Origin of the sequence: Cognatilysobacter terrigena (assembly GCF_004361065.1) — a bacterium.
GTDB lineage: Bacteria > Pseudomonadota > Gammaproteobacteria > Xanthomonadales > Xanthomonadaceae > Cognatilysobacter > Cognatilysobacter terrigena.
In genome coordinates, this window is the sequence record NZ_SELT01000001.1 from 293,771 (window position 1) to 315,143 (window position 21,373).

Annotated in this window: 21 protein-coding genes; 18 read left to right on the top strand and 3 right to left on the bottom strand. The window is 68.6% G+C overall.

Annotated elements, in window-relative coordinates:
• Positions 1–10 precede the first annotated feature (10 nt).
• The 5 genes from EVS83_RS01510 (at position 11) to EVS83_RS01530 (ending at position 3,663) form a co-directional block, all read left to right on the top strand.
• Positions 11–274, top strand: coding sequence for a YfhL family 4Fe-4S dicluster ferredoxin (locus tag EVS83_RS01510; protein ID WP_133498831.1), 264 nt, complete (start codon positions 11–13; stop codon positions 272–274).
• Positions 274–2,013, top strand: coding sequence for a gamma-glutamyltransferase (gene ggt, locus EVS83_RS01515; RefSeq protein WP_133498833.1), 1,740 nt, complete (start codon positions 274–276; stop codon positions 2,011–2,013). The genes EVS83_RS01510 and ggt overlap by 1 nt, the downstream gene beginning before the upstream one ends.
• A 24-nt stretch (positions 2,014–2,037) precedes the next feature.
• Positions 2,038–2,526, top strand: coding sequence for a DUF1579 domain-containing protein (locus EVS83_RS01520; protein ID WP_133498835.1), 489 nt, complete (start codon positions 2,038–2,040; stop codon positions 2,524–2,526).
• A gap of 82 nt (positions 2,527–2,608) precedes the next feature.
• Positions 2,609–2,998 carry a YbjQ family protein gene (locus EVS83_RS01525; RefSeq protein WP_133498837.1) on the top strand — a complete coding sequence of 130 codons (390 nt, stop codon included), beginning with the start codon at positions 2,609–2,611 and terminating at the stop codon, positions 2,996–2,998.
• A gap of 41 nt (positions 2,999–3,039) precedes the next feature.
• Positions 3,040–3,663: an alpha-ketoglutarate-dependent dioxygenase AlkB gene (locus EVS83_RS01530; protein WP_133498839.1), complete on the top strand. Its 624-nt coding sequence runs from the start codon at positions 3,040–3,042 to the stop codon at positions 3,661–3,663.
• Position 3,664: 1 nt separating this feature from the next.
• Here EVS83_RS01530 and EVS83_RS01535 read toward each other — a convergent pair whose 3' ends face one another.
• Positions 3,665–4,510, bottom strand: a complete 846-nt coding sequence (locus EVS83_RS01535) for an SDR family oxidoreductase (protein ID WP_133498841.1) — start codon at positions 4,508–4,510, stop codon at positions 3,665–3,667.
• Between the two features lie 153 nt (positions 4,511–4,663).
• On the opposite strand from EVS83_RS01535, the gene EVS83_RS16190 reads away from it, so the two are divergent.
• Positions 4,664–5,149 (top strand): 2'-5' RNA ligase family protein, encoded by a 486-nt coding sequence (locus EVS83_RS16190; RefSeq protein WP_342774904.1) that lies wholly within the window; start codon positions 4,664–4,666, stop codon positions 5,147–5,149.
• Positions 5,150–5,192: 43 nt separating this feature from the next.
• Positions 5,193–5,930 (top strand): DUF72 domain-containing protein, encoded by a 738-nt coding sequence (locus EVS83_RS01545; protein ID WP_133498845.1) that lies wholly within the window; start codon positions 5,193–5,195, stop codon positions 5,928–5,930.
• 3 nt (positions 5,931–5,933) lie between these two features.
• Here the strand turns inward: EVS83_RS01545 and EVS83_RS01550 are convergent, their stop codons facing one another.
• The gene (locus tag EVS83_RS01550; RefSeq protein ID WP_133498847.1) at positions 5,934–6,959 is read right to left on the bottom strand and encodes an MliC family protein; all 1,026 of its coding nucleotides are present in this window, start codon (positions 6,957–6,959) and stop codon (positions 5,934–5,936) included.
• 35 nt (positions 6,960–6,994) lie between these two features.
• The gene (locus EVS83_RS01555) at positions 6,995–8,788 is read right to left on the bottom strand and encodes a M14 family zinc carboxypeptidase (protein WP_425456046.1); all 1,794 of its coding nucleotides are present in this window, start codon (positions 8,786–8,788) and stop codon (positions 6,995–6,997) included.
• Positions 8,789–8,839: 51 nt separating this feature from the next.
• Here EVS83_RS01555 and EVS83_RS01560 point away from each other — a divergent pair, with 51 nt between their 5' ends.
• The 11 genes from EVS83_RS01560 to EVS83_RS01610 all read left to right on the top strand — a co-directional run bounded on the left by EVS83_RS01560 (position 8,840) and on the right by EVS83_RS01610 (position 21,357).
• Positions 8,840–9,472 (top strand): glutathione S-transferase family protein, encoded by a 633-nt coding sequence (locus EVS83_RS01560; RefSeq protein ID WP_133498849.1) that lies wholly within the window; start codon positions 8,840–8,842, stop codon positions 9,470–9,472.
• A gap of 22 nt (positions 9,473–9,494) precedes the next feature.
• Positions 9,495–10,091, top strand: coding sequence for a rhomboid family intramembrane serine protease (locus EVS83_RS01565; RefSeq protein WP_133498851.1), 597 nt, complete (start codon positions 9,495–9,497; stop codon positions 10,089–10,091).
• Between the two features lie 61 nt (positions 10,092–10,152).
• Positions 10,153–10,425 (top strand): GNAT family N-acetyltransferase, encoded by a 273-nt coding sequence (locus EVS83_RS01570; RefSeq protein ID WP_133498853.1) that lies wholly within the window; start codon positions 10,153–10,155, stop codon positions 10,423–10,425.
• A 60-nt stretch (positions 10,426–10,485) separates the two neighbouring features.
• Positions 10,486–11,199 carry a pseudouridine synthase gene (locus tag EVS83_RS01575; protein WP_133498855.1) on the top strand — a complete coding sequence of 238 codons (714 nt, stop codon included), beginning with the start codon at positions 10,486–10,488 and terminating at the stop codon, positions 11,197–11,199.
• 86 nt (positions 11,200–11,285) lie between these two features.
• Positions 11,286–12,113, top strand: a complete 828-nt coding sequence (locus EVS83_RS01580; protein ID WP_166636748.1) for a DUF3298 and DUF4163 domain-containing protein — start codon at positions 11,286–11,288, stop codon at positions 12,111–12,113.
• Positions 12,113–12,820: a UdgX family uracil-DNA binding protein gene (locus EVS83_RS01585; RefSeq protein WP_133498859.1), complete on the top strand. Its 708-nt coding sequence runs from the start codon at positions 12,113–12,115 to the stop codon at positions 12,818–12,820. The genes EVS83_RS01580 and EVS83_RS01585 overlap by 1 nt, the downstream gene beginning before the upstream one ends.
• A 75-nt stretch (positions 12,821–12,895) precedes the next feature.
• A complete protein-coding gene (locus tag EVS83_RS01590; RefSeq protein WP_133498861.1) occupies positions 12,896–14,128 on the top strand; it encodes a putative DNA modification/repair radical SAM protein in 1,233 nt (410 codons plus the stop codon).
• The gene (locus EVS83_RS01595; RefSeq protein ID WP_133498863.1) at positions 14,128–15,576 is read left to right on the top strand and encodes a UdgX family uracil-DNA binding protein; all 1,449 of its coding nucleotides are present in this window, start codon (positions 14,128–14,130) and stop codon (positions 15,574–15,576) included. Before EVS83_RS01590 ends, EVS83_RS01595 begins: the two co-directional genes overlap by 1 nt.
• Positions 15,577–15,606: 30 nt before the next feature.
• The gene (locus EVS83_RS01600) at positions 15,607–15,978 is read left to right on the top strand and encodes a VOC family protein (RefSeq protein ID WP_133498865.1); all 372 of its coding nucleotides are present in this window, start codon (positions 15,607–15,609) and stop codon (positions 15,976–15,978) included.
• A 284-nt stretch (positions 15,979–16,262) separates the two neighbouring features.
• Positions 16,263–17,969, top strand: coding sequence for an asparagine synthase B (gene asnB / locus EVS83_RS01605; protein ID WP_133498867.1), 1,707 nt, complete (start codon positions 16,263–16,265; stop codon positions 17,967–17,969).
• Positions 17,970–18,141: 172 nt separating this feature from the next.
• The gene (locus EVS83_RS01610; RefSeq protein ID WP_133498869.1) at positions 18,142–21,357 is read left to right on the top strand and encodes an EAL domain-containing protein; all 3,216 of its coding nucleotides are present in this window, start codon (positions 18,142–18,144) and stop codon (positions 21,355–21,357) included.
• The last annotated feature ends 16 nt before the right edge of the window (positions 21,358–21,373 follow it).

Below are 21,373 nucleotides of genomic sequence, written 5' to 3' on the forward strand. Positions count from 1 at the left end.
CCGCCGTGGCATGTCCCTTCGCATCAACGACCTCTGCGTCAACTGCGACGTCTGCGAGCCCGCCTGTCCCAACCAGGCGATATCGCAGGGCGAGGTCATCTACGTGATCGATCCGGCGCGCTGCACGGAGTGCGTCGGCCACTTCGACGAGCCGCAGTGCGTCGTCGTCTGCCCGGTCGAATGCATCGACCCGGATCCCACCCATCCCGAATCCCGCGACGAGTTGCTGGCGAAGGCGATCGCGCTCGCCGGCGGCTCGCTGGAGACCCCCTGATGCGTCCAGTTCTGCACGTCTTCGCTGCTGTTGTTCTGTCGCTCGTCGTCGCCATGCCGACGGCCGCGAAAACCCCAGCAGCGAAGACGGCGACGACGGCTGCGCACGCATCGCATCCGCCGGGTGCCGCGATCGCGAGCGCCCACGCGCTGGCCACGGATGCCGGGCTCGAAATGCTGCGCAAGGGCGGCAATGCATTCGATGCCGCGGTCGCGGTGTCGGGGGTGCTCTCCGTCGTCGAGCCGGTGAGCTCGGGCATCGGCGGTGGCGGCTTCTTCCTGCTGCACGATGCGAAGACCGGTCGCGATGTGTTCGTCGACGCGCGCGAAACCGCGCCCGAGTCGGCGACGCCGGCCTCGTTCCTCGACGCGAAGGGCGATCTCGACCGCGACCGCGCGCAGAACGGGCCGTGGTCGGCCGGCATCCCGGGCTTGCCCGCGGCGCTCGTCCACATCGCGAAGAAGTACGGAAAGCTTCCGCTCACGACCACGCTCGCGCCCGCCATCCGCATCGCGCGCGACGGCTTCCCCGTGTATGAGCGCCTCGAGAAGGGCTACGCCAGCCGTCGCACGGTGATGGAGCGCTACCGTGGCACGCGTGCGGTGTTCCTCGCCGACGGCGATCCGCCGAAGGTCGGCGAAACGTTCAAGCAGCCCGAACTCGCGCACACGCTCGAACTGATCGCGAGCAAGGGTTTCGACGGCTTCTATCGTGGCGAGACCGCGACGAAGCTGCTCGCGGCGGTCAAGGAAGAGGGCGGCCGCTGGACGCCGAACGAACTCGCCGGATACCGCGTGCGCGAACGCACGCCGCTAAAGTTCGACTATCGCGGCTGGCACATCACCACCGCGCCGCCGCCGTCGTCCGGTGGCGTCGCGCTCGCGGAGATCCTGCAGACCGTCTCCGGCTGGGACCTGCAGAAGCTCGACCCCGCACATCGCACGCACATCCTCACCGAGGCGATGCGCCGCGCGTACCGCGACCGCACGATCTATCTCGGCGATCCGGACTTCGTGAAGGTGCCGATGTCGCGCCTGATGTCGCCGGACTACGCGGCGGGCCTGCGCGCCACGATCCACCCGGACAAGGCGACGCCGAGCGAGCTGCTGCCGGGCCAGCCCGCGCCGCTGGAAGACGACGAGACCACGCATTACTCGATCATCGACGCGCAGGGAAACCTCGTGTCGACGACGCAGACGGTCAACCTCACCTACGGTTCGGGCATGGTCGCGACGGGCACGGGCGTGCTGCTCAACAACGAGATGGACGACTTCGCGCTGAAGCCGGGCACGGCGAACGCATTCGGCGTGATGGGCTTCGAGGCGAACGCACCCAAGCCCGGCAAGCGCATGCTGAGTTCGATGACGCCGAGCTTCATGGAGTCGAAGGACAAGCTGGTCGTGATCGGCGCGCCGGGCGGCAGCCGCATCATCACCGAGGTGCTCATCGGCATCCTGGGTTATGACGCTGGTCTGTCGGCGCAGCAGGTCGCAGCGCTGCCGCGCATCCACCACCAATGGCTGCCGGACTTGATCTCCGCCGAGGCGGGTGCGCTCGATGCGCAGACGGTGACCGCACTGGAGGCCATGGGCCACAAGGTCAACGCCGCCGAGGCGAATTGGGGCAACCTGCAGACGGTCGCGTGGGACAAGCGCGCGAACACGCTGGAAGGCGGCACCGATCCGCGCAATCCCATGGGCAAGGCGGCCGTCGATACCGCGCCGCGCGCCGCGCACTGACCCGAAACCCCGCAAGGACGACGCATGGCGCTCGAACGGCTTCCGAACGCACCGACCGATTTCGACTTCGTGATCGGCGACTGGCGCGTCACCCATCGCCGGCTCAAGGATCGGCTCGCGAACTGCACCGAGTGGGTGGAGTTCGACGGCGAGATGTCGACACGGCACGTGCTCGGCGGCTTCGGCAATGTCGAGGACAACCGGCTGATGTTTCCCGAGGGCGAGTTCCGCGCGGTCGCGCTGCGCTCGTACGACGCATCGGCGGGCACGTGGTCGATCTGGTGGCTTGACGGTCGTTTCCCGGGTCGCGTCGACGTGCCCGTCGTCGGGCGCTTCGAGAACGGCGTCGGTACGTTCTTCGCCAAGGACACGTTCGGCGACATGCCGATCACGATCCGCTTCATCTGGTCGACGTCGGACGTCGACACGTTGCGCTGGGAGCAGGCGTTCTCCGCCGACGACGGCCGCACGTGGGAAACCAACTGGACGATGGACTTCCGTCGCCGCGCCTGACGCGGGCGGTTCCGCGCACGCGACGGGCGGGCGTTCGCCTCCAAGCGGCCGTGGAATCATGGCGCTTTCCGGAGGACTGCAGATGGACCCGTACAACAGCGTCGCCACGCCGCCGCCGCATTCGAACGGCGCGCTCACCCTCAACGACCAGATGGTCACCACCGCGTTCGAACTGCCCGGGCTGCGCGTCGTGCGCAACCTCGGCGTGGTGCGCGGCATCACCGTGCGCTCGCGCTCGGTCGTCGGCAACTTCCTCGGCGGCCTGCAGACGATCTTCGGCGGCAACATCACCATCTACACGCAGCTCTGCGAGCAGGCGCGAATGGAGACGTACCGCGACATGATGGTGCACGCGCGACAACTCGGCGCCAACGCGATCATCGCCGTGCGCTACGACGCCACCGAGCTGATGGCGGGGCTGACCGAGGTGCTGTGCTACGGCACGGCCGTCGTCGTCGAGCCCGAGCACTGACATTCACCGCCCGTGAGACGGCCGCGCGCCAAGCTCGCGGCATGTCCACCGGCCAGCCCTCCCTGTTCGACACCGGCGACGTCGTCCTGTTCGACGACGCCGAAGGCGGCATCCGCTATCGGCCGCGCCTGGTCGATACCGGCACGGCCGCGCGCTGGTTCGAGGAACTCGTGCGCGATGTCGAATGGCGGTCGCTGCAGCGCGAGATGTACGAACGCACGGTGGACGTGCCGCGACTGATCGGGTCGTATCCGCTGGATTCGGCGGCGCTCCCCGCAACGCTGCACGAAGTGCTGGCAGCGGTCCGCAGCGTCGTCGACGCACCGTTCGATACGGTCGGCTGCAATCTCTACCGCGACGGCCGGGACAGCGTCGCGCCGCACAACGACACCCTGCATGCGCTGATGCCGCGCCAGCCGATCGCGCTGGTTTCGCTGGGCGACGTGCGCGACATGGTGATCACGCCGAAGCCCGGCACGCGCGGCCGACGCATTCGTCTACCGCTCGAGCCGGGCAGCCTGCTCGTCATGAGCCATGCGTCGCAGTCGACGCACGATCACGGCATTCCGAAAACGCGCGACAAGGTCGGCCCGCGCATCAGCCTCGCGTTCCGCGCGCGGCAACCCGGCGGCGATCTGCTAAGGGGCTATCGTCCCGCCGGCTGACTCAACCGATGAAGCTGCCGCCGTTGACGTGGATGAACTGCCCGGTGATGTAGCTGCTGTCCTCGCTCGCCAGGAAGACGTACGCCGGGCCGAGTTCGCTCGGCTGACCCGGCCGGCCCATCGGCGTGTCCTTCCCGAATTCGCGCTGTGCCTTCGCGTCATAGGTCGACGTGATCAGCGGCGTCCAGATCGGGCCGGGCGCGACGCCATTGACGCGGATGCCGCGCTTCACCAAGTTCTTCGCGAGCGAATAGGTGAACGTCTCGATCGCGCCCTTGGTCGATGCGTAGTCGAGCAGGTGCTCGCTGCCGCGGAAGGACGTCACCGAACCGGTATTGATGATGACGTCGCCGGCTTCGAGATGCTCCAACGCGAAGCGCGTGATGAAGAAGAACGGATAGACATTGTTCTCGAACGTCGTCCTGAGCTGCTTCGCGCTGACGTCCTCCAGCCGATCCTGCGAGACGTGGTCGGCGAGGTTGTTGACCAGGATGTTGAGCCCGCCCAGTTTCGCGACCGTCTGCTCCACGGCCCAGCGGCAGCGTGATTCGCTGCGTGCGTCCCCGCGCAGCAGCAGGCAGCGGCGCCCTTCGGCCGTCACCAGGCGTTCGGTGTCCCGCGCATCCTCGTCTTCCGACAGATAGAGGATCGCGACGTCCGCGCCTTCGCGGGCGAAGTGCACCGCCACGGCGCGACCGATGCCGCTGTCGCCGCCGGTGACCAGCGCGACCTTGCCTTCGAGCTTGCCGCTGCCGCGATACGTGGCTCGGATCGTTTCCGGCTGCTTGCGCATCGCGCGCTGGTGGCCCGGTCGGTTGATCGCGTTTGCGGATTTGCGTGCGGCCATGGTCGGTCTCCTTCGATGCGCGATCGTCGGCGGCCGGCCGTGGCCGCGGCATGAAGCGGTCGTCGCATCGGCCCGCCTAGACTCGCGACATGACGGATCCCATTCCTTCTACGGTCGCCGGCGGTCATCGACTGTTCTTCGCGTTGTGGCCCGATGACGAAACCCGCGCCGCGCTCGAGCGCGCCGTGGCGAGCGTCGCGATGTTCCGTGGCGCCGGGCGGCGCACGTCGCCCAGCAAGTACCACCTCACGCTGCATTTCCTCGGCGGTTGGGCGACGCGGCCGGACGACGTGGCCGATCGCGCGCGCCGCGGCCGCGAACGTCGACGCGCGCGCGTTCCATCTCGTGCTGGACCGTGCCGGTGGATTTCCCGGCGCGCGTGTCGGGTGGCTCGCGCCTGCGGGCAACTCCGGGCTCGACGCGCTGTGGTGCGCGTTGCGGCACGCGTTGGACGACGCGGGCATCGAGCATCGCGACCACGCAAAGTTCTCGCCGCACGTCACGGTGCTGCGTGGCGTCGCCGGTCGCTTGCCCGAGACACCGATCGAGCCGGTGTCGTGGCCGGTGACGGACTTCGTGCTGGTGTACGGCTTCGACGGACGCTACGAAATCCTCGAACGCTGGCCGCTGCGCGCCTGAGCGTTCACCTCGTGAACGCGCCGCGCATGCAGCCTTGGGGCGCATGACGGAGCATCTGCATATCGGTTGCGCGGGCTGGAGCGTCCCCGGCGCGCACGCGGCGCATTTTCCCGAGGACGGCACGCATCTTGCGCGCTATGCGCGGCGCTTCAACATGGTCGAGATCAATTCGTCGTTCTATCGACCGCATCAGCCGAAGACGTATGCGAAGTGGGCCGCCTGCGTGCCGGACAACTTCCGCTTCGCGGTGAAATTTCCGCGCGCGGGAACACACGACGCGCGGCTGCACGAAGCCGAGCCGATCATCGAGAGCTTCGCGTCGCAGGTGCACGAACTGGGCGACCGGCTGGGTCCGGTCCTCGTGCAGCTGCCGCCGAGCCTCGCGTTCGAGCGCGATGTGGCCGAAGTATTTTTCGATGCGATGCGCCAGCACTTCGACGGGCCGCTCGTCTGCGAGCCGCGCCATCCGACATGGTTCACGCCGGCGGGCGACGCGTTGTGGAAGCGATTCGACGTGGCGCGCGTCGCGGCCGATCCCGCGCGTGTACCCGAGGCGGCGATCGCCGGCGGTGCCGGGCCGGTGCGCTACTGGCGGCTGCACGGCGCGCCACGCGTCTACTACGACGCCTACGGCGACGAAGGCCTGCGCCCGTGGGCCGGCGATATCCGCGCCGCACGCGAAGCGGGCCTCGATTGCTGGGCGGTCATGGACAACACCGCGCTCGGCCACGCGACGCTCGACGCGATGCGGCTCGAAGCGATGCTCGCCGACGTGCGCTAGCGGTCAGTCCTGCAGCTTCGCGCCGCAGCCGCGGTACGTCGTGCCACCGACGTCGAGCGTGACGGTCGCCTCGAACGCCTGTCCGCTCATGCCATCACGGCAGCGCTCGTTCTTCACCGTCATGCGGATTGCACGGCCCGTGCTGTCGATGCCGGTGTACCCGTCCGCTGCGGGCTTGAGCGGCGCGGTCACATGCGTCTGTCCGTAGTCGAGCAGCGCATCGAGTCGTGGCGGGGTGCCCGCGATTTCGGCCGTCCAGCCCGGTTCGTTGCCGACGGCGCGGAACGTCGCGCCGCGAAGCACGGCCTGGTTCCACGGCGACACCTGCGACGCCTGCACGCAGTCGCGTGCGGGTTCGCCGGCGAGCGTCAGCGTGCCGGTCGCGCCTTTCGTCCAGAACTCGTTGCCGCGGGCGTCCGCGTAGCGCGCGCCCGATGCCGAACGCGCGAGCGGCAGCGTGACCGATGCGCCGTTGTAGGCGAGCCGCACCTGCTTGGGCGCATCGTCGAAGCGCGACATGACGCCCAGGTCGCCGCATTCCCAGTGCGCGACGGGTCCGGTCGGCGGCGCGGCGACGGCGTCGCTTGCGGCTGCACGCCGCATGCGGACTTCGACACTGTTGCCGCCCGGCATGACGCCGACGGGCGCGGGCGTCTCGAACCAGCGCTGGCCGTCCGGACCGATCAGCGTGGCGCGCACCGCGTAGCCGGCAGGGTGCGGCGTCGACGGCACGGGCAGTTCGAACGGGTAGGGCGCGCCGGCGACATCGCGCAACGTCTTCGACCCGACCGACGCGCCGGATTCCGCACCGAGCAGGTCGACCTGCAGCGACGCGCCGGGCGGCATCTTGATGCGCTCGAGGTACGTGGCGACGCCGCGAACCGGCGCGTTGGACGTACTCGCGACCGGTGCGGCCGGCGGCGCGGCGTCGGGCGCCGCGGCGCTCGCAGGCTGCGGAGGTTGTTTTCCGGAACAGGCCGCGACGAACGAGGCGACGGCGGCAACGAGCACGGCGGATCGGACGGTCATGCCTTCAGCCTGCCAGCCGTCGCGTTCGTCCGGTGTCAGCGCGGCGCGGTGTCGACGCGCAGCACGGGGTAGAGGCCGTAGCGGTCGTCCCAGGCGCTGTGGCGGCGGTAGAAGAACTCGAGGCGCCTGTCGGGGCTCTTGGCGAAGTCCGGATCGTCCTTCACCCGCTTCTCGAACTCGGCGCGGAGCGCGGGATTGGCGGCCAGCATCTTCTCCGCCTCTTCCTCGGCGACGTAGTCCTCCATGTATTCCTTACGCTCGAACGCCGCGTTCGTGCGGCCCCAGGCCGCGATCGCGTCGGGCGCCGTCGGCTCGAGCAGACCCATGATGAGGCGCGCCTTGGGCTGCGCGATCGGCACGAACAGCGTGCCGGCAACCAGCGACCGCGTCTCGGGCGCCCACTTGCCCTGCGCGTCGAGGCGCTGGTGGCCTTCGAACGAGTCCGACGAGAACTTGATCGTGTCCGCGCGCCAAGCCTGCGCGGCGAGGTTCGACAGCGGCGCGTCGATGCGCTCGTAACGGATCGCATGCGCGTCGAGCGTCGGCTTCACCATGTCGACCCAGGCCGCCGGCACGACATAACCCGCGCGCGGGGCGTCGGCGCTGATGCGCGGGACCACGACGTCGTGCAGCGGGATACGCCAGACCTGCGGCCTGGTCTCGTCGTAGCGCGTCATCAGCGCGCCCGAGATCGGCGACATCGTCCGCGTGTACGCGTAACCCTTGAAGTCGATCGTGCGCGACGCGTCGGTCGCCTTGTAGTCGAGCGGCACCGCCGTGCCGCCGAGCTTGGTCGCGCGTTCGTCCGCCTCGCGCTCCATGCGCTGCCACGCCGCGCCGTTCGCCGCGACCTGCTGCAGCACCGCGACGATCGCGTCGTGCGTCGTATTGACGCGGTACTTGTACGGCCGCCACGAATGCGTCTCGACCAGCATCGCCATGCGGTTGCGCAGCTGCATGTAGCCGAGCGAGAACCGCGGCGTCGACACGCCGTCCTCGAAGCCGGACATCGGGTCGTCGCCCTTCACGAACGAGGGATAGAACGGCAGCGGCATGCCGCCGCGCTTGGCGATGTAGTCCATCGTGCCCTGGCGCAGTGCGCGGCCGGCGAGGCGCAGCTTCTCGTCGCCGGAGTTCACCGGTTCCACCTGCACGGCGAGGTCGTGCTGGAACTTCGCGCCGTCGGTGACGTGCAGGTCGACGTAGGCGACCGGGTCCCAGCGCTCGATCAGCGCCAGCATCGCGCGCATCTCCGGCGCGTCGGCCTTCATGTAGTCGCGGTTGAGGTTGAGGTTCTGCGCGGTCGCGCGCCAGCCCATTTCCTCGGGGCCGCGCTGGTTCGGGCGGTTCCAGGCCCTGAAGCGCTCATGGCCGTCGACGTTGAACACGGGCACGAAGACGAACACCTGGCGGTCGAGCGCGCCCTTGGCCAGCTTGCCGTCCAGCAGCTCGCGCAGAGCGAGGAAGCCCGCGTCCTTGCCGTCGATTTCCCCGGCGTGGATGCCGCCTTGCATAAGCGTGACCGGCAGGTTCTTCGCACGCGCGGCCTCGGGCGTCAGCGCGCCGGACGTGGACGCGATCAGCACCTTCATCGATCGGCCTTCCGGCGTGGTGCCGAAGGTCTCGCAGCGCACGACGTTGGGGTACTTCGCCGCGAACGCGTCGCAGAGCGCGATGACCTCGTCGTAGCGGCCCGTGCGGACGAAGTCGCTGCGCTCGGCGACGGTAGTGAGCGCGTCCTGCGCGAAGGCGGGGAGTGCGACGGCGAGCAGGGCGGCAAGAAGCGGCGTGCGATTCATCGGCGGCGGGGTCGGGAGGGGACGCCGCATGGTAGCCGTCCGCCCGTGCGATCATGCCGGGCCGTTCCGCAGGAGACCCCGATGCGCAGCCTGTACTACGCGCCCGGTGCCGCGAGCTTCGTCGTCCACTGGCTGCTCATCGAGCTCGGGCTCGACCACGAGCTGCGCAAGGTCGACACCGCGGCGGGCGAGCAGAAGAGCCCCGAATACCTCGCGATCAATCCGAATGGTGTCGTGCCCACCTACGTGGACGAAGGCCGGACGATGTTCGAGGCCGCGGCCATCGCGATGACGCTGGGCGACCGCCACAGCGCGGGTCGTCTCGCCCCGACGTTCGATGCCCCGGAACGCGCGAACTACAACCAGTGGATGTTCCACCTCGCGAACGCGGTGCAGCCGCTGTTCCGCATCTGGTGGTATCCGCACGAGCCGGCGGGCGAGGGCAATGCCGAGGTCGTGCGCCAGCACGTCATCCCGCGCATCGAAGCGGCGTGGCAGCGCCTGGACGACCACCTCGCCAAGAACGGCCCGTACCTGCTCGGCGGACAGCCCAGCGTCGCCGACTTCTACCTGACGATGCTGATGCGCTGGTCGCGCGGCATGCCCAAGCCGGGCGACCGCTGGCCGCATCTCGGCGCGCTCGCCGCGAAGATGAAGGCGCGCCCCTCGTTCGCGACGCTGTACGAGCGCGAAGGCCTCACCGAATGGGCCTGACGCCCGCACCTGCGACGACCGAATGCTGACTCTTCTCATCATCGCCGTGACCGCGATCGTCTCGTGGCTCGCGTTCCAGAAACCGCGCCTCGCCGAACGGCTGATCCTCTATCCCCCGGCGGTGAAGCGCGGGCAGGTCGAACGGTTGCTCACGCATGGCTTCATCCATGCCGACCTGTCGCACCTGTTCTTCAACATGCTGACGCTGTTCTTCTTCGGTCGCCTGACCGAGCGCGTCGTCGAGGGACTGGCCGGGCCGATCACGTTCATCTTCTTCTACATCTCGGCGATCATCGTCGCGATCCTGCCGAGCTACCTGCGCCACCGCGACGACAGCCGCTACCGCAGCCTCGGTGCGTCGGGCGCCGTCGCCGCCATGCTGTTCGCCGCGATCCTGATCGATCCGTGGATGATGATCTTCATCCCGAGTCCCGTGCCCGGCATCCTCTATGGGATCGGCTACGTGGCGTGGTCGTGGTGGGCCGATCGCAACAGCATGGACGGCGTCAATCACAACGCGCACCTGTCCGGCGCGATCTACGGCGTGCTCTTCATGCTGGTGATGAATCCTGCCGTCGGCCGGCACTTCCTCGCCGCGCTCGCATCCCCGCATTTCTGACGCTCACCGGCCCTGCATCGCGGCCGGTGTCTCCTGATCGTTTGACGAACGGAGCGATCCCATGGACGTGCAGCACGAGCCCGAGAACGAGCGATTCATCGCCAAGGTCGATGGATACATCGCAGAGATGAGCTACCGGCGCGAGGACGGCGTCCTCGCGATCACGCACACGGGCGTGCCGTCGGAAATCGGCGGCCGGGGCATCGCCGGCGACCTCGTGCGTGCGGGCTTCGACTATGCGCGCGCCCACGGCCTGCGCGTGCGTCCGCTGTGCAGCTACGCGGCCGCATGGGCGCAGCGGCATCCGGACTACGCGGACGTCCTCGCCAGCTGACGGCTGCACGACGGGCGCGGTTGTGACAGCATCCGCGCCCCACGCCGGCCCGATCCCGCCATGCGCATCAGCAAATACATCAGCGACACCGGCCTCTGCTCGCGGCGCGAAGCCGACCGCCTGATCGCGGAAGGCCGCGTCACCGTCAACGGCCTGCGTGCGCGGGTCGGCGTGGAGATGGGCGAGGGTGACGAGGTGCGCGTCGACGGCGAGAAGCTCGCCGTGCGCAAGGCGGCGCCGAACAAGCGTCGCCACGTCTACATCGCGTTGAACAAGCCGGTCGGCGTGACGTGCACGACCGAGAGTTCGGTGCCCGGCAACATCGTGGAGTTCGTCGGGCACGAGCAGCGCATCTTCCCGATCGGGCGCCTGGACAAGGATTCCGAAGGGCTGATCCTGCTCACCAGCAACGGCGACATCGTCAATGAGATCCTGCGCGCCGAGAACAAGCTGGAGAAGGAATATCTCGTCGCGGTGAACAATCCTGTGACCGACGAATTCCTGCGCGGCATGGCGCGCGGCGTACCGGTGCACGGGCAGATGACGCTGCCGTGCCGCACCGGCAAGCTCGGTCGATTCGGTTTCCGCATCACGCTGGTGCAGGGCCTGAACCGCCAGATCCGCTTGATGGCCGCGCACTTCGGCTATCGGGTCAAGACGCTCGTTCGCGTGCGCATCGGCGGGGTCAAGCTGGGCCATCTGAAGATCGGTCAGTGGCGCAACCTCACCGACGCGGAACTGCACGGGCTCGTCCCCGGCGGCACCGACTGGTAACGCGTCGATACGGGCATCACACGCCGCCCATTAATTTTGCGTCGACGCCCCGTTCAATCCGCCGACGCTGCATGACCCCCCATTCGATGGTTCCCCGCCGCGTGCCCCGGCTGGCCGCGCCCGCGGTTGCCTGCCTGTTGCTCGCCGCCTGCCAGAAGCCCGACGCTGCCTCCCCCGCGGCCGCACGCACGGGTGCGTCCCGTCCGGCCGCCGCGAGCGAGCGCGCGGAGCTCAAGGACGTGCTCGACACCTCGGCGACGCACGTCATCGGCATCAGCTATCCGGCGGGGCTCGCGAAATACCCGCAGCTCGCGGCGCTCGCACAGCGTTTCGCGGCGCAGGCGCGTGACCAGCTGATCGAAGCCGAACGCCAGCGGCCGCCCGACAGCGCCGCCGGGCCGTACGAGCTGTCGATGGAATTCCAGCTTCGCCACGACTCCCCGCAGCTGGTCGTGCTGGCGGTCGACGGCAGCACGTTCACCGGCGGCGCGCATTCGATGCCGATCATCCAGCGCTGGGTGTGGCTGCCGGCGCAGAATCGCCAGCTCACGGCCGCCGAACTGTTCCCGCAGGAGCAGAGCTGGACGCGCATTTCGAGCGACGTACGCGCGCAGCTCAAGGCCGAATTGCAGCAGCGACTGGAGGCCGACGACATCGCGCCGAACGAACGCGCGCAGCTGATGAAGTCGGCGACGGCGATGATCGAAGGCGGCACCGAGCCCAAGGCCGAGGACTTCGCCGTGTTCGAACCGCTGTTCGACGACGCCGGCCACGTCAGCGCGGTCCGCTTCGTGTTCCCGCCGTACCAGGTCGGTCCGTATTCCGACGGCACGCACACCGTCGAACTGCCGGCGGCGCAGCTCGTGCAGGACGTCGCGCCGCAATACCGCGCGCTGTTCGCGACCGCCGGCTGATGGCGACGCGCGCGTCCACGCCGACATCGACGACGCGCACGCGCGCACCGTCGACGCGCCGACGCGAGAAGCGTTTCCCGGACGTTCCCGAAGGCACGGCGCCCGAACCCGCCGGCACGAGCCTGCGCGCACTTCGCGAAGCCGCGGCTGCCTGCAAGCGCTGCGATCTCTGGCGACCGGCGACGCAGACGGTGTTCGGCGAGGGCTCGCCGAAGGCGCGGATCTTCGTCATCGGCGAGCAGCCGGGCGACCGCGAGGACATGGCCGGCGAGCCGTTCGTGGGGCCGGCCGGGCGGATCTTCGACCAGGCGATCGAAGATCTCGGCCTCGACCGCAAGTCCATGTACGTCACCAACGCCGTCAAGCACTTCAAGTTCGAGCCGCGCGGCAAGCGGCGCATCCACAAGCAGCCGAATCCTGCCGAGCAGAAGGCCTGCCACGTCTGGCTGGAGCGCGAGCTCAAGGCGGTGAAGGCGGAGGTGGTCGTCTGCCTCGGCGCCATTGCCGCCAAAGCCGTGTTCGGATCGAAGTTCGCCCTGATGAAGCAGCACGGCGAATGGCAGGAACTGCCGGACGGCCGCCGCGCGTTCGCGACCATGCACCCCTCATGGGTGCTGCGCCAGCGCGGCGACGCCGACCGAGAAGCCGCGTTCAGGACGTTCCGCGCCGACCTGGCCCTGCTCACCGAATTGGAGCGCCGCCACTAAGCGGCCGTAGCCCGCGTCTCACAGGCCGAGACGGCCCGCCGACACCATGGGCCCGTCCTTCAGGAGCCGCGGCCCGTGAACACGATCGACAAGCTCGCGATCCTCGCCGACGCCGCGAAGTACGACGCGTCCTGCGCGTCGAGCGGCGGCAAAGTGCGCGATTCGTCCGGCACGGGCGGGATTGGCAGCACCGGCGGCATGGGTATCTGTCACTCGTATACGCCGGACGGCCGCTGCGTATCGCTATTGAAGATCCTGCTGACGAATTTCTGCGTCTACGACTGCGCGTATTGCGTGAACCGCCGCAGCAGCAACGTGCGTCGCGCGCGGTTCTCGACCGATGAAGTCGTGCGGCTCACGCTCGACTTCTACAAGCGCAACTACATCGAAGGCCTGTTCCTCTCCAGCGGCATCATCCGTAATGCCGACTACACGATGGAGCAGCTGGTCGAAGTCGCGCGTTCGCTGCGCGAGGACCATGCGTTCGGCGGCTACATCCATCTCAAGACGATTCCCGAGGCGTCGCCCGAACTGCTCGCAGCGGCCGGCCGCCACGCCGATCGATTGAGCATCAACATCGAACTCCCGACGGAAAGCGGGCTGTCGACACTCGCGCCCGAGAAGACAGCGACGAGCATCCGCGGCGCGATGGGCCAGTTGCGCTGGCGCATCGAGGAGTCGAAGGAGGAACGCGCGAAGGTGACGCGCGCTCCGGTGTTCGCGCCTGCGGGGCAGAGCACGCAGATGATCGTCGGCGCCGACGGTGCGGACGATAGGAGCATCCTCGACACCAGCGCGAACCTCTACGGCAACTATCGGCTGCGGCGGGTGTACTACTCCGCGTTCAGTCCTATTCCTGATGCGTCCGTCGCGCTGCCGCTGAAGTCGCCGCCGCTCGTGCGCGAGCATCGCCTCTACCAGGCCGACTGGCTGATGCGCTTCTACGGGTTCGCTGTCGACGAGATCGCGCCACGCGATGCGGGCGCGGGGATGCTCGATCTCGACATCGATCCCAAGCTCGCGTGGGCGTTGCGTCACCCCGATAAATTCCCCGTCGACGTGAACAGCGCGCCGAAGGATCTGCTGCTGCGCGTCCCGGGTTTTGGCACGAAGACGGTCAAGCGCGTGCTGTCGTCGCGCCGCTTTGCGCGCATGCGGCTCGACGACCTCGCGCGGCTCGGTGCCAGCCTGCGCAAGGTCATGCCGTTCGTGCAGACGCTGGATCACCACCCGCGCGGCACTCTCGATCGGCCCGAACGCCTGCGCGCGAAGCTTGCGGCCCCGCCGGTGCAGGCGTCGCTGTTCTGATGTGGCGCGCGACCGTCGAGCCGGCGTGGGAGCTGGCTGCGTGGCGTGATCAGGCGCGGATGGCGCTGCGCGCGGAGATTGCGCCGGAGGTCATCGAATGGAACGGTGACGTCGACGGATTGCTCGGTGCACGGGCGCTCGTGGATGCGGAGCCTGTGCGCGAAGCACCCGCCGTTCCGGGCGGGTTTCTTCGTCTCGCGCAGGCCGTCATCGCGCATCGTGATCCGCACCGGCATGCGCTGCTGTACCGCCTCCTGTGGCGGCTGACGCATGGCGAGCCGTCACTGCTCGAGCATGATGCGGATATCGATGTCCGCCGGGCGGCGCAGCTCGAGAAGGCGGTACATCGCGACGCGCACAAGATGAAGGCCTTCGTGCGCTTTCGCGAGGTTCCCGGCGAGGACAACGCGTTCATCGCCTGGTACGAGCCCGACCACCATGTGGCCGACCTCGTCGCGCCGTTCTTCGCCAAGCGTTTCGCGGGCATGCGCTGGGCGATCCTGACGCCGTATCGCCGCGCGATCTGGGACGGCGAGCACCTCGAACTCGGCCCGGGCGGTGATCGCAATGAAGTGCCGCATGACGACGCCGGCGAAGCGCTGTGGCGTCGCTACTACGCGAGCATCTTCAACCCGGCACGGCTGAATCCGCGTGCGATGAAAGCCGAGATGCCGGTGCGCTTCTGGAAGCACTTGCCGGAGGCACGAGACCTTCCGCTGTTGATGCGCGATGCGACGCAACGCGTCGATGCGATGGTCGCGCGTGCCCCCGAACCTGCGCGTCGTCGCGTGCCGGCACCGATGTTCGCAACACCGACGCCGGTCGACGATCTCGACGCGCTGAATCTCGCACTGCGCGATTGCCGCGCGTGTCCGCTGTGGCAACCGGCGACGCAGGCCGTGCCCGGCGAAGGCCCGCGCGATGCGCGCATCGTCTTCGTCGGTGAGCAGCCTGGCGACGAAGAGGATCTCTGCGGCCGTCCGTTTACCGGACCCGCCGGTCGGCTGTTCGATCGTGCGATGGCGGAGGCCGGGCTCGACCGCAGCGCGGTCTACGTCACCAACGCCGTCAAGCATTTCAAGTTCGAGCTCCGCGGCAAACGCCGCATCCACCAGCGCGCGAATGCGGCCGAGCAGGCGGCATGTCGCGGTTGGCTGGAGCGCGAACTCGCGCTGCTGCAGCCCGAACGCGTCGTTTGCCTGGGTGCGACGGCCGCGACGGCGATGCTCGGTCGGGGATTTCCGCTGATGCGCGAACGCGGTCGCTGGCATCGCACCGCCAGCGACGTCCCGGTGATGGCGACGGTGCACCCGTCGTGGGTGCTTCGCCAACCGCCGCACGAGCAGGAGGCCGCTTATCGCGGTCTCGTCGACGACCTGCGCCGGATCATCGAACTCGATGCCGAGTTGCCGACGCACGCAACACCGAGCGTGGCGAACCGGCACTAGCATCGACGTTCCATCCCGCCGGAGCCGGCCATGTCGTTCAATCCCGTCAACTGGTTCGAGATCTACGTCGACGACATGGCGCGTGCGCGCCGCTTCTACGAGACCGTGTTGAAGCGAACGCTCTCTCAGCTGCCGTCGCCCGACATCGAGATGTGGGTGTTCGACGCCACGCCCGATCAACCCGGTGCCGGCGGCTCGCTGGTGCACTACGAAGGGCTGAAGGCCGGTGGCGCGTCGACCATCGTCTATTTCCGTTGCGAGGACTGCGCGGTCGAAGCGTCGCGCGTGGAAGCGGCCGGCGGTCGCATCCACAAACCGAAGATGTCGATCGGGCCGTACGGCTTCATCGCCCTGGCGGTGGATACCGAGGGCAACATGTTCGGCCTGCACTCGATGGCGTGAAGGCGCGCGTTCGGACGAACGGTCGCGGCGCCGGGTTGCCTGCGTGCCGCATCGCGGGCAGGATCGATGCATGGTCTCGACGCCCGCCCTCGCTTTGAACGCCGCCCGCTCCGGGCGCGTCGACGCGCGCGTCAATAACAATCGCAATAACGCCAGCCTCCCGCGGGCCGGCGATTAGCGCGCGCAACATCCACGCTCATCGACCACGAAGCCCGCACTGAGAAGTGCGGGCTTCTTCGTTTTCCACCCCGTGAAATCCCACCCCACGAACGAAGGCTCGCACCATGTGCTCGATCCTCGCCGCATTCGATCTCCGCCCCGACGCCGACCTGCGCGTGCTCCGCCCGCTCGCGCTCGCCATGTCGGCCCGACAACGCCATCGCGGTCCCGACTGGAGCGGCGTGCATGCCGACGATGCGGCACTGCTGGTGCACGAGCGCCTCGCCATCGTCGATCCCGTCGGCGGTGCGCAGCCCATCGTGTCGAAGGACGGGCGCGTCGTGCTCGCGGTCAACGGCGAGATCTACAACCATCGCGAGCTGCGTGCATCGATGCAGGACTACGCGTTCACCACCGGCTCGGACTGCGAGCCGATCAGTGCGCTGTACACGCACGAAGCGGATGTCGGTGCATGGCTCGATCGCCTCAACGGCATCTTCGCCTTCGCGCTGTGGGACACCGAAGCCAAGCGCTTCGTGATTGCGCGCGATCCGATCGGCGTCTGCCCGCTGTACTGGGGCCACGATGCGGACGGCCGCATCTGGGTTGCGTCGGAGATGAAGGCGATCGCGCGCAACTGCCCGGACGTCGGCCCGTTCCCGCCGGGCCACTGGTACGACAGCGCGACCGGCCAGCTGCGCCGCTACCACGTGCGCGACTGGCGTCGGTTCGAGACCACGGAAGGCGTAGAGGTGTCGAAGGCGGAGCTGCGCGAAGCGTTCGAACGCGCGGTGCATCGCCAGATGATGAGCGACGTGCCGTACGGCGTGCTTCTCTCGGGTGGGCTGGATTCGTCGCTGGTCGCCGCCATCGCCGCGCGTTATGCGCGACGCCGCATCGAGGACGACGACCGGAGCGAAGCGTGGTGGCCGCGCCTGCATTCATTCGCGATCGGGCTGGAAGGCTCCCCCGATCTCGCGGCCGCGCAGATCGCCGCCGATGCGATCGGCACCGTCCACCACGGTTTCACCTACACGGTGGAGGAGGGCATCGACGCACTGCCCGAAGTCATCCGCCACATCGAGACGTACGACGTCACCACGATCCGCGCATCGACGCCGATGTTCCTGCTCGCGCGCCGTATCCGTGCGATGGGTATCAAGATGGTGCTGTCGGGCGAGGGCAGCGACGAGATCTTCGGCGGCTATCTCTACTTCCACAAAGCGCCGAACGCCCGCGAGTTCCACGAGGAAACGGTGCGCAAGCTCGAAGGGCTGCACCAGTTCGACTGCCTGCGCGCGAACAAGTCGATGATGGCGTGGGGCGTCGAAGCGCGCGTGCCGTTCCTCGACACCGAGTTCCTCGACGTCGCCATGCGCATGGACGCCACCGCGAAGATGGCGGGCAAGGGCCGCATCGAAAAGGCGGTGCTGCGCGAAGCCTTCGAAGGCGCGCTGCCCGATTCGATCCTGTGGCGGCAGAAGGAGCAGTTCAGTGACGGCGTCGGCTACGGCTGGATCGATTCGCTGAAGGCGCACGCCGAGCGCGAGGTCACCGATGCCGCGCTCGCGACCGCCGAATTCCGCTACCCGATCAACCCGCCGCAGACCAAGGAGGCCTACCTCTACCGGACGCTGTTCGAGCGCTGGTATCCGGGCGAGGCCTGCGCGCGGACGGTGCCGGGCGGCAAGTCGATCGCCTGCTCGACGCCGGCCGCGATCGCCTGGGACGCCGCCTTCGCCGCGGCCGCCGATCCGTCCGGCCGGGCGGTCGCGGGGGTGCACGAAGCGGTGCTGGGATCGTCGAGCGAGACGCGCGTCACGGCGGCATGACTCAAGGTCGGCCGCATCGCGCCCGTTAACGAGCGGGAGAACGCGCGTCTGCGGTCGGCTGCTCCGGTGGCCGCACGCCGCGCGATGCATCGATCGGAGCGGCATGACTTCCAGCGAGGCGACCCTTAGCACATCCCGCCAGGCCGGCCGGCCGGCGCGGGAAAGGCGCAGATTGCGCCTGCTGGCCGTGGGCTGGGGGCTCGCCGCGCTGTTGCCCGTGATCGCCGTGCTGCTCGCGGCGTCGGACTATCGGGATTACCAGCAGGCCCGCGAGGTCCGCAGCCGGCTGGTGGCGGACGCGGTGCAGCGTCAGCTCCTCGACCGCCTCACGCTGATCGGCCGGCAGCTCGAGGACGTCGTCGCCCCGTCCGCCCAGGGCGTACTGGTGCCGATGGACGACGTCGCGGTCGCGCCGGCCGGCCCGAACGACGTACCGGCGTCGACCTGGGCCCACGTCGATGCGCCGCGCAGGATCGACGGCGTCTGGCGACTGCCCGTCGAGCGTCGCGTCGGCGATCACGTGATCCGCGCCACCGTCGACCCGCGGATCCTCATCGCGGTCGTCCGCGGTTATCGCCTCAACGCGCACGAATTCGTCAGCCTGATCCAGGACGAGAAGGTTCTGGTCGCGGGTTCGTTCCGCAGCGTGGTGTCGATCGGCGATCCGATGTCGAAGTCCCCGCTGTTCGCGCCCGAACGCATCGCGCAGCGCGAGGGTCGCTACGTTTCCAAGACGCTCGGCGACGGACGCGAACGCGAGCACGCATTCCGGCGCCTGCCCAATACCGGCCTGACCATCGTCGTCGGCACCGAGCCGCCGCATCTCCTCGACCTGTGGGCGCGTCCGGCGGGTGCGATCGGCTTGGTCGCGCTGCTGCTCGCCGCGGCATGGGGCTGGCTGGTGACGCGCTTCGATCGCGCGTTGCACGCGCTGAACAACCGCGAGGAGCGCCTCGAGCAGGCGAAGACGCTCGCGATGCTCGGCGAGTACGAGTGGGACCCGGAGACCGACGTCATCCACGTGACCCGGCAGGGCGCGCGCATCTACGGCCTGCCCGAAAGCACGCGCCAGCTGCCGGTCGAGGACGTGCTGGCGCTGGTGCATCCCGACGACGTCGATGCGCTGCGCAAGAAGATCCGCTCGATGCGACCGGGCCCCGACCCGCTGGAGATGCAGTTCCGCATCCGACGCCCTGACGGTGAGGAACGTGCGGTGCTCGCACGCAGCACCTTCGCGCGCGACGAGGACGGCAACCGCATCGTGCGCGGGTTCCAGCAGGACATCACCGAGCTCGCCGAAGCCCGCGCCCGCGCCGTGCGTGCCGAAGGCGAGTACCGCTTCCTGTTCGAACACAACCCGCTGCCGATGTGGGTGTTCGACCGCGAGACGCTGCGCATCCTCGCGATCAACGACGCGATGGAGCGCCACTACGGCTACTCCCGCGACGAGCTGGTCGGCGCGAGCATGCTGTCGATCCGGCCGGAGTCCGAACACGAGGCGGTGCGCCTCGCGGCGGCGGATTCGTCGGCCGACCGCCCGCAGGGCCACGTCTGGACGCACCTGCATCGCAACGGCCATGTCATGCGCATGGCGATCTACAGCCACGACATCGACTTCCACGGCCGTTCCGCGCGGCTGGTGGCCGCCGAGGACGTCACCGAGCGCGAGCGCGCGCAGGAGCGCTTCCGGCTGGTCTCGCGCGCAACCAGCGACGCGATCTACGACTACGACGTCGAGACCGGCGACATCTGGTGGAGCGAGAGCTACTACACGCAGTTCGGCACGTTGCCGCAGCCCGTTTCGCCGATCGAGGAATGGTCCGCACGCGTGCATCCCACCGATGCCCCGCGCGTCATGGCCGGGCTCAAGCGCGCGCTAGAAGGCGATGACGCCGAATGGCGTGATCAGTACCGCTATCGCCGCGGCGACGGCAGCTACGCGCTGGTCATCGATCGCGCGTTCATCCAGCGCGACGGCGCGGGACGCGCACTGCGCGTCGTCGGCGGCATGCTCGACATGACGGAGCGCGAGAGCTACGAAGAGCGTCTGGCCTATCGTGCGACGCACGACGCGCTGACCGACCTTCCGAACCGCCAGCTCCTGCAGGACCGCCTGCAGCAGGCGCTGCTCAATGCGCAGCGCTACGGTCGCGATGGCGTACTGATCTTCATCGATCTCGACGACTTCAAGCTGGTCAACGACGCGCTCGGCCACGGCGCCGGCGACGCCGTGCTCGTGGAAGTCGCGAACCGTCTGCGCGCCGTCGCGCGCGAGACCGACACCGTCGCGCGCTTCGGGGGGGACGAGTTCGTCATCATCCTCACCGAGCAGATGGGCGACAGCGGCGCGACCGAAGTGATCCGTCGCATCACCGAATCGTTGTCGCGGCCGATCGACCTCGGCGAAACGCAGCACATGCTCACCGCCAGCCTCGGCTGGTGCCGCTTCCCGGAAGCGGGCAAGGACGTCGAAACGCTGCTCAAGCACGGCGACCTCGCGATGCACCAGGCCAAGCGCCAGGGCCGCAATCGCGCCGTGCCGTTCCAGGCCGAGTTCGTCGACGGCGTCTCGCGTCGCGTGCAGCTGGTGTCCGAGCTGCGTCGTGCGCTCGAACGCGACGAGTTCGTGCCGGTGTTCCAGCCGCTGTTCGACAGCAACGAGCGCCCGGTCGCGCTGGAAACGCTGGTGCGCTGGAAGCATCCGGAGCGCGGCCTGCTCATGCCCGGCGAGTTCATTCCGGTGTGCGAGGAGAGCGGCCTGATCGTCGATCTCGGCCGTCGCGTGCTCGACCAGGCGGCGCGTCATTACCGCATGCTGGCCGACGCAGGCCTGCCGCAGCTACGCGTGGCAGTGAACGTCTCGCCGGCGCAGTTCAACGATGAGCTGGTGCAGTACGTCGCGGAGACGGTGCATCGTCATTCGTTGCCGGCCGAAGTGCTCGAGCTCGAGATCACCGAGGGCCTGCTGATGCAGGATCCCGAGCGCGCGATCGAACTGATGCGACAGATTGCAGGCCTCGGCGTCAGCTTCTCGATCGACGACTTCGGCACCGGCTACTCGTCGCTCGCCTATCTCAAGCGCTTCCCGATCGACCGTCTCAAGATCGACCGTTCGTTCGTGCGCGACCTCGGCAGCGACGATGACGACGCAGCGATCTGCAATTCGATCATCGGCCTCGCGCACGCACTTGACATCCGCACCGTTGCGGAAGGCGTGGAAACGTCGCTGCAGCTCGACTGGCTGCGCGAGCGCCACATCGACGAAGTGCAGGGCTACCTGCTCGGCCGCCCGATGCCGTTCGAAGAGCTGCTGCCGCTGCTCATGCGCTACGTCGAACGCGAACGCGGCGGCACCGCGACGCCGCACGCGGCGCCGGCGATCGTCTGAGTCGGCTCGACCGGCG

Bases quoted from the DNA above. Each gene is read 5' to 3' on its own strand.
- EVS83_RS01510 (WP_133498831.1), top strand. From the start codon at position 11: ATGTCCCTTCGCATCAACGACCTCTGCGTCAACTGCGACGTCTGCGAG.
- ggt (WP_133498833.1), top strand. From the start codon at position 274: ATGCGTCCAGTTCTGCACGTCTTCGCTGCTGTTGTTCTGTCGCTCGTC.
- EVS83_RS01520 (WP_133498835.1), top strand. From the start codon at position 2,038: ATGGCGCTCGAACGGCTTCCGAACGCACCGACCGATTTCGACTTCGTG.
- EVS83_RS01525 (WP_133498837.1), top strand. From the start codon at position 2,609: ATGGACCCGTACAACAGCGTCGCCACGCCGCCGCCGCATTCGAACGGC.
- EVS83_RS01530 (WP_133498839.1), top strand. From the start codon at position 3,040: ATGTCCACCGGCCAGCCCTCCCTGTTCGACACCGGCGACGTCGTCCTG.
- EVS83_RS01535 (WP_133498841.1), bottom strand. From the start codon at position 4,510: ATGGCCGCACGCAAATCCGCAAACGCGATCAACCGACCGGGCCACCAG.
- EVS83_RS16190 (WP_342774904.1), top strand. From the start codon at position 4,664: ATGACGAAACCCGCGCCGCGCTCGAGCGCGCCGTGGCGAGCGTCGCGA.
- EVS83_RS01545 (WP_133498845.1), top strand. From the start codon at position 5,193: ATGACGGAGCATCTGCATATCGGTTGCGCGGGCTGGAGCGTCCCCGGC.
- EVS83_RS01550 (WP_133498847.1), bottom strand. From the start codon at position 6,959: ATGACCGTCCGATCCGCCGTGCTCGTTGCCGCCGTCGCCTCGTTCGTC.
- EVS83_RS01555 (WP_425456046.1), bottom strand. From the start codon at position 8,788: ATGCGGCGTCCCCTCCCGACCCCGCCGCCGATGAATCGCACGCCGCTT.
- EVS83_RS01560 (WP_133498849.1), top strand. From the start codon at position 8,840: ATGCGCAGCCTGTACTACGCGCCCGGTGCCGCGAGCTTCGTCGTCCAC.
- EVS83_RS01565 (WP_133498851.1), top strand. From the start codon at position 9,495: ATGCTGACTCTTCTCATCATCGCCGTGACCGCGATCGTCTCGTGGCTC.
- EVS83_RS01570 (WP_133498853.1), top strand. From the start codon at position 10,153: ATGGACGTGCAGCACGAGCCCGAGAACGAGCGATTCATCGCCAAGGTC.
- EVS83_RS01575 (WP_133498855.1), top strand. From the start codon at position 10,486: ATGCGCATCAGCAAATACATCAGCGACACCGGCCTCTGCTCGCGGCGC.
- EVS83_RS01580 (WP_166636748.1), top strand. From the start codon at position 11,286: ATGGTTCCCCGCCGCGTGCCCCGGCTGGCCGCGCCCGCGGTTGCCTGC.
- EVS83_RS01585 (WP_133498859.1), top strand. From the start codon at position 12,113: ATGGCGACGCGCGCGTCCACGCCGACATCGACGACGCGCACGCGCGCA.
- EVS83_RS01595 (WP_133498863.1), top strand. From the start codon at position 14,128: ATGTGGCGCGCGACCGTCGAGCCGGCGTGGGAGCTGGCTGCGTGGCGT.
- EVS83_RS01600 (WP_133498865.1), top strand. From the start codon at position 15,607: ATGTCGTTCAATCCCGTCAACTGGTTCGAGATCTACGTCGACGACATG.
- asnB (WP_133498867.1), top strand. From the start codon at position 16,263: ATGTGCTCGATCCTCGCCGCATTCGATCTCCGCCCCGACGCCGACCTG.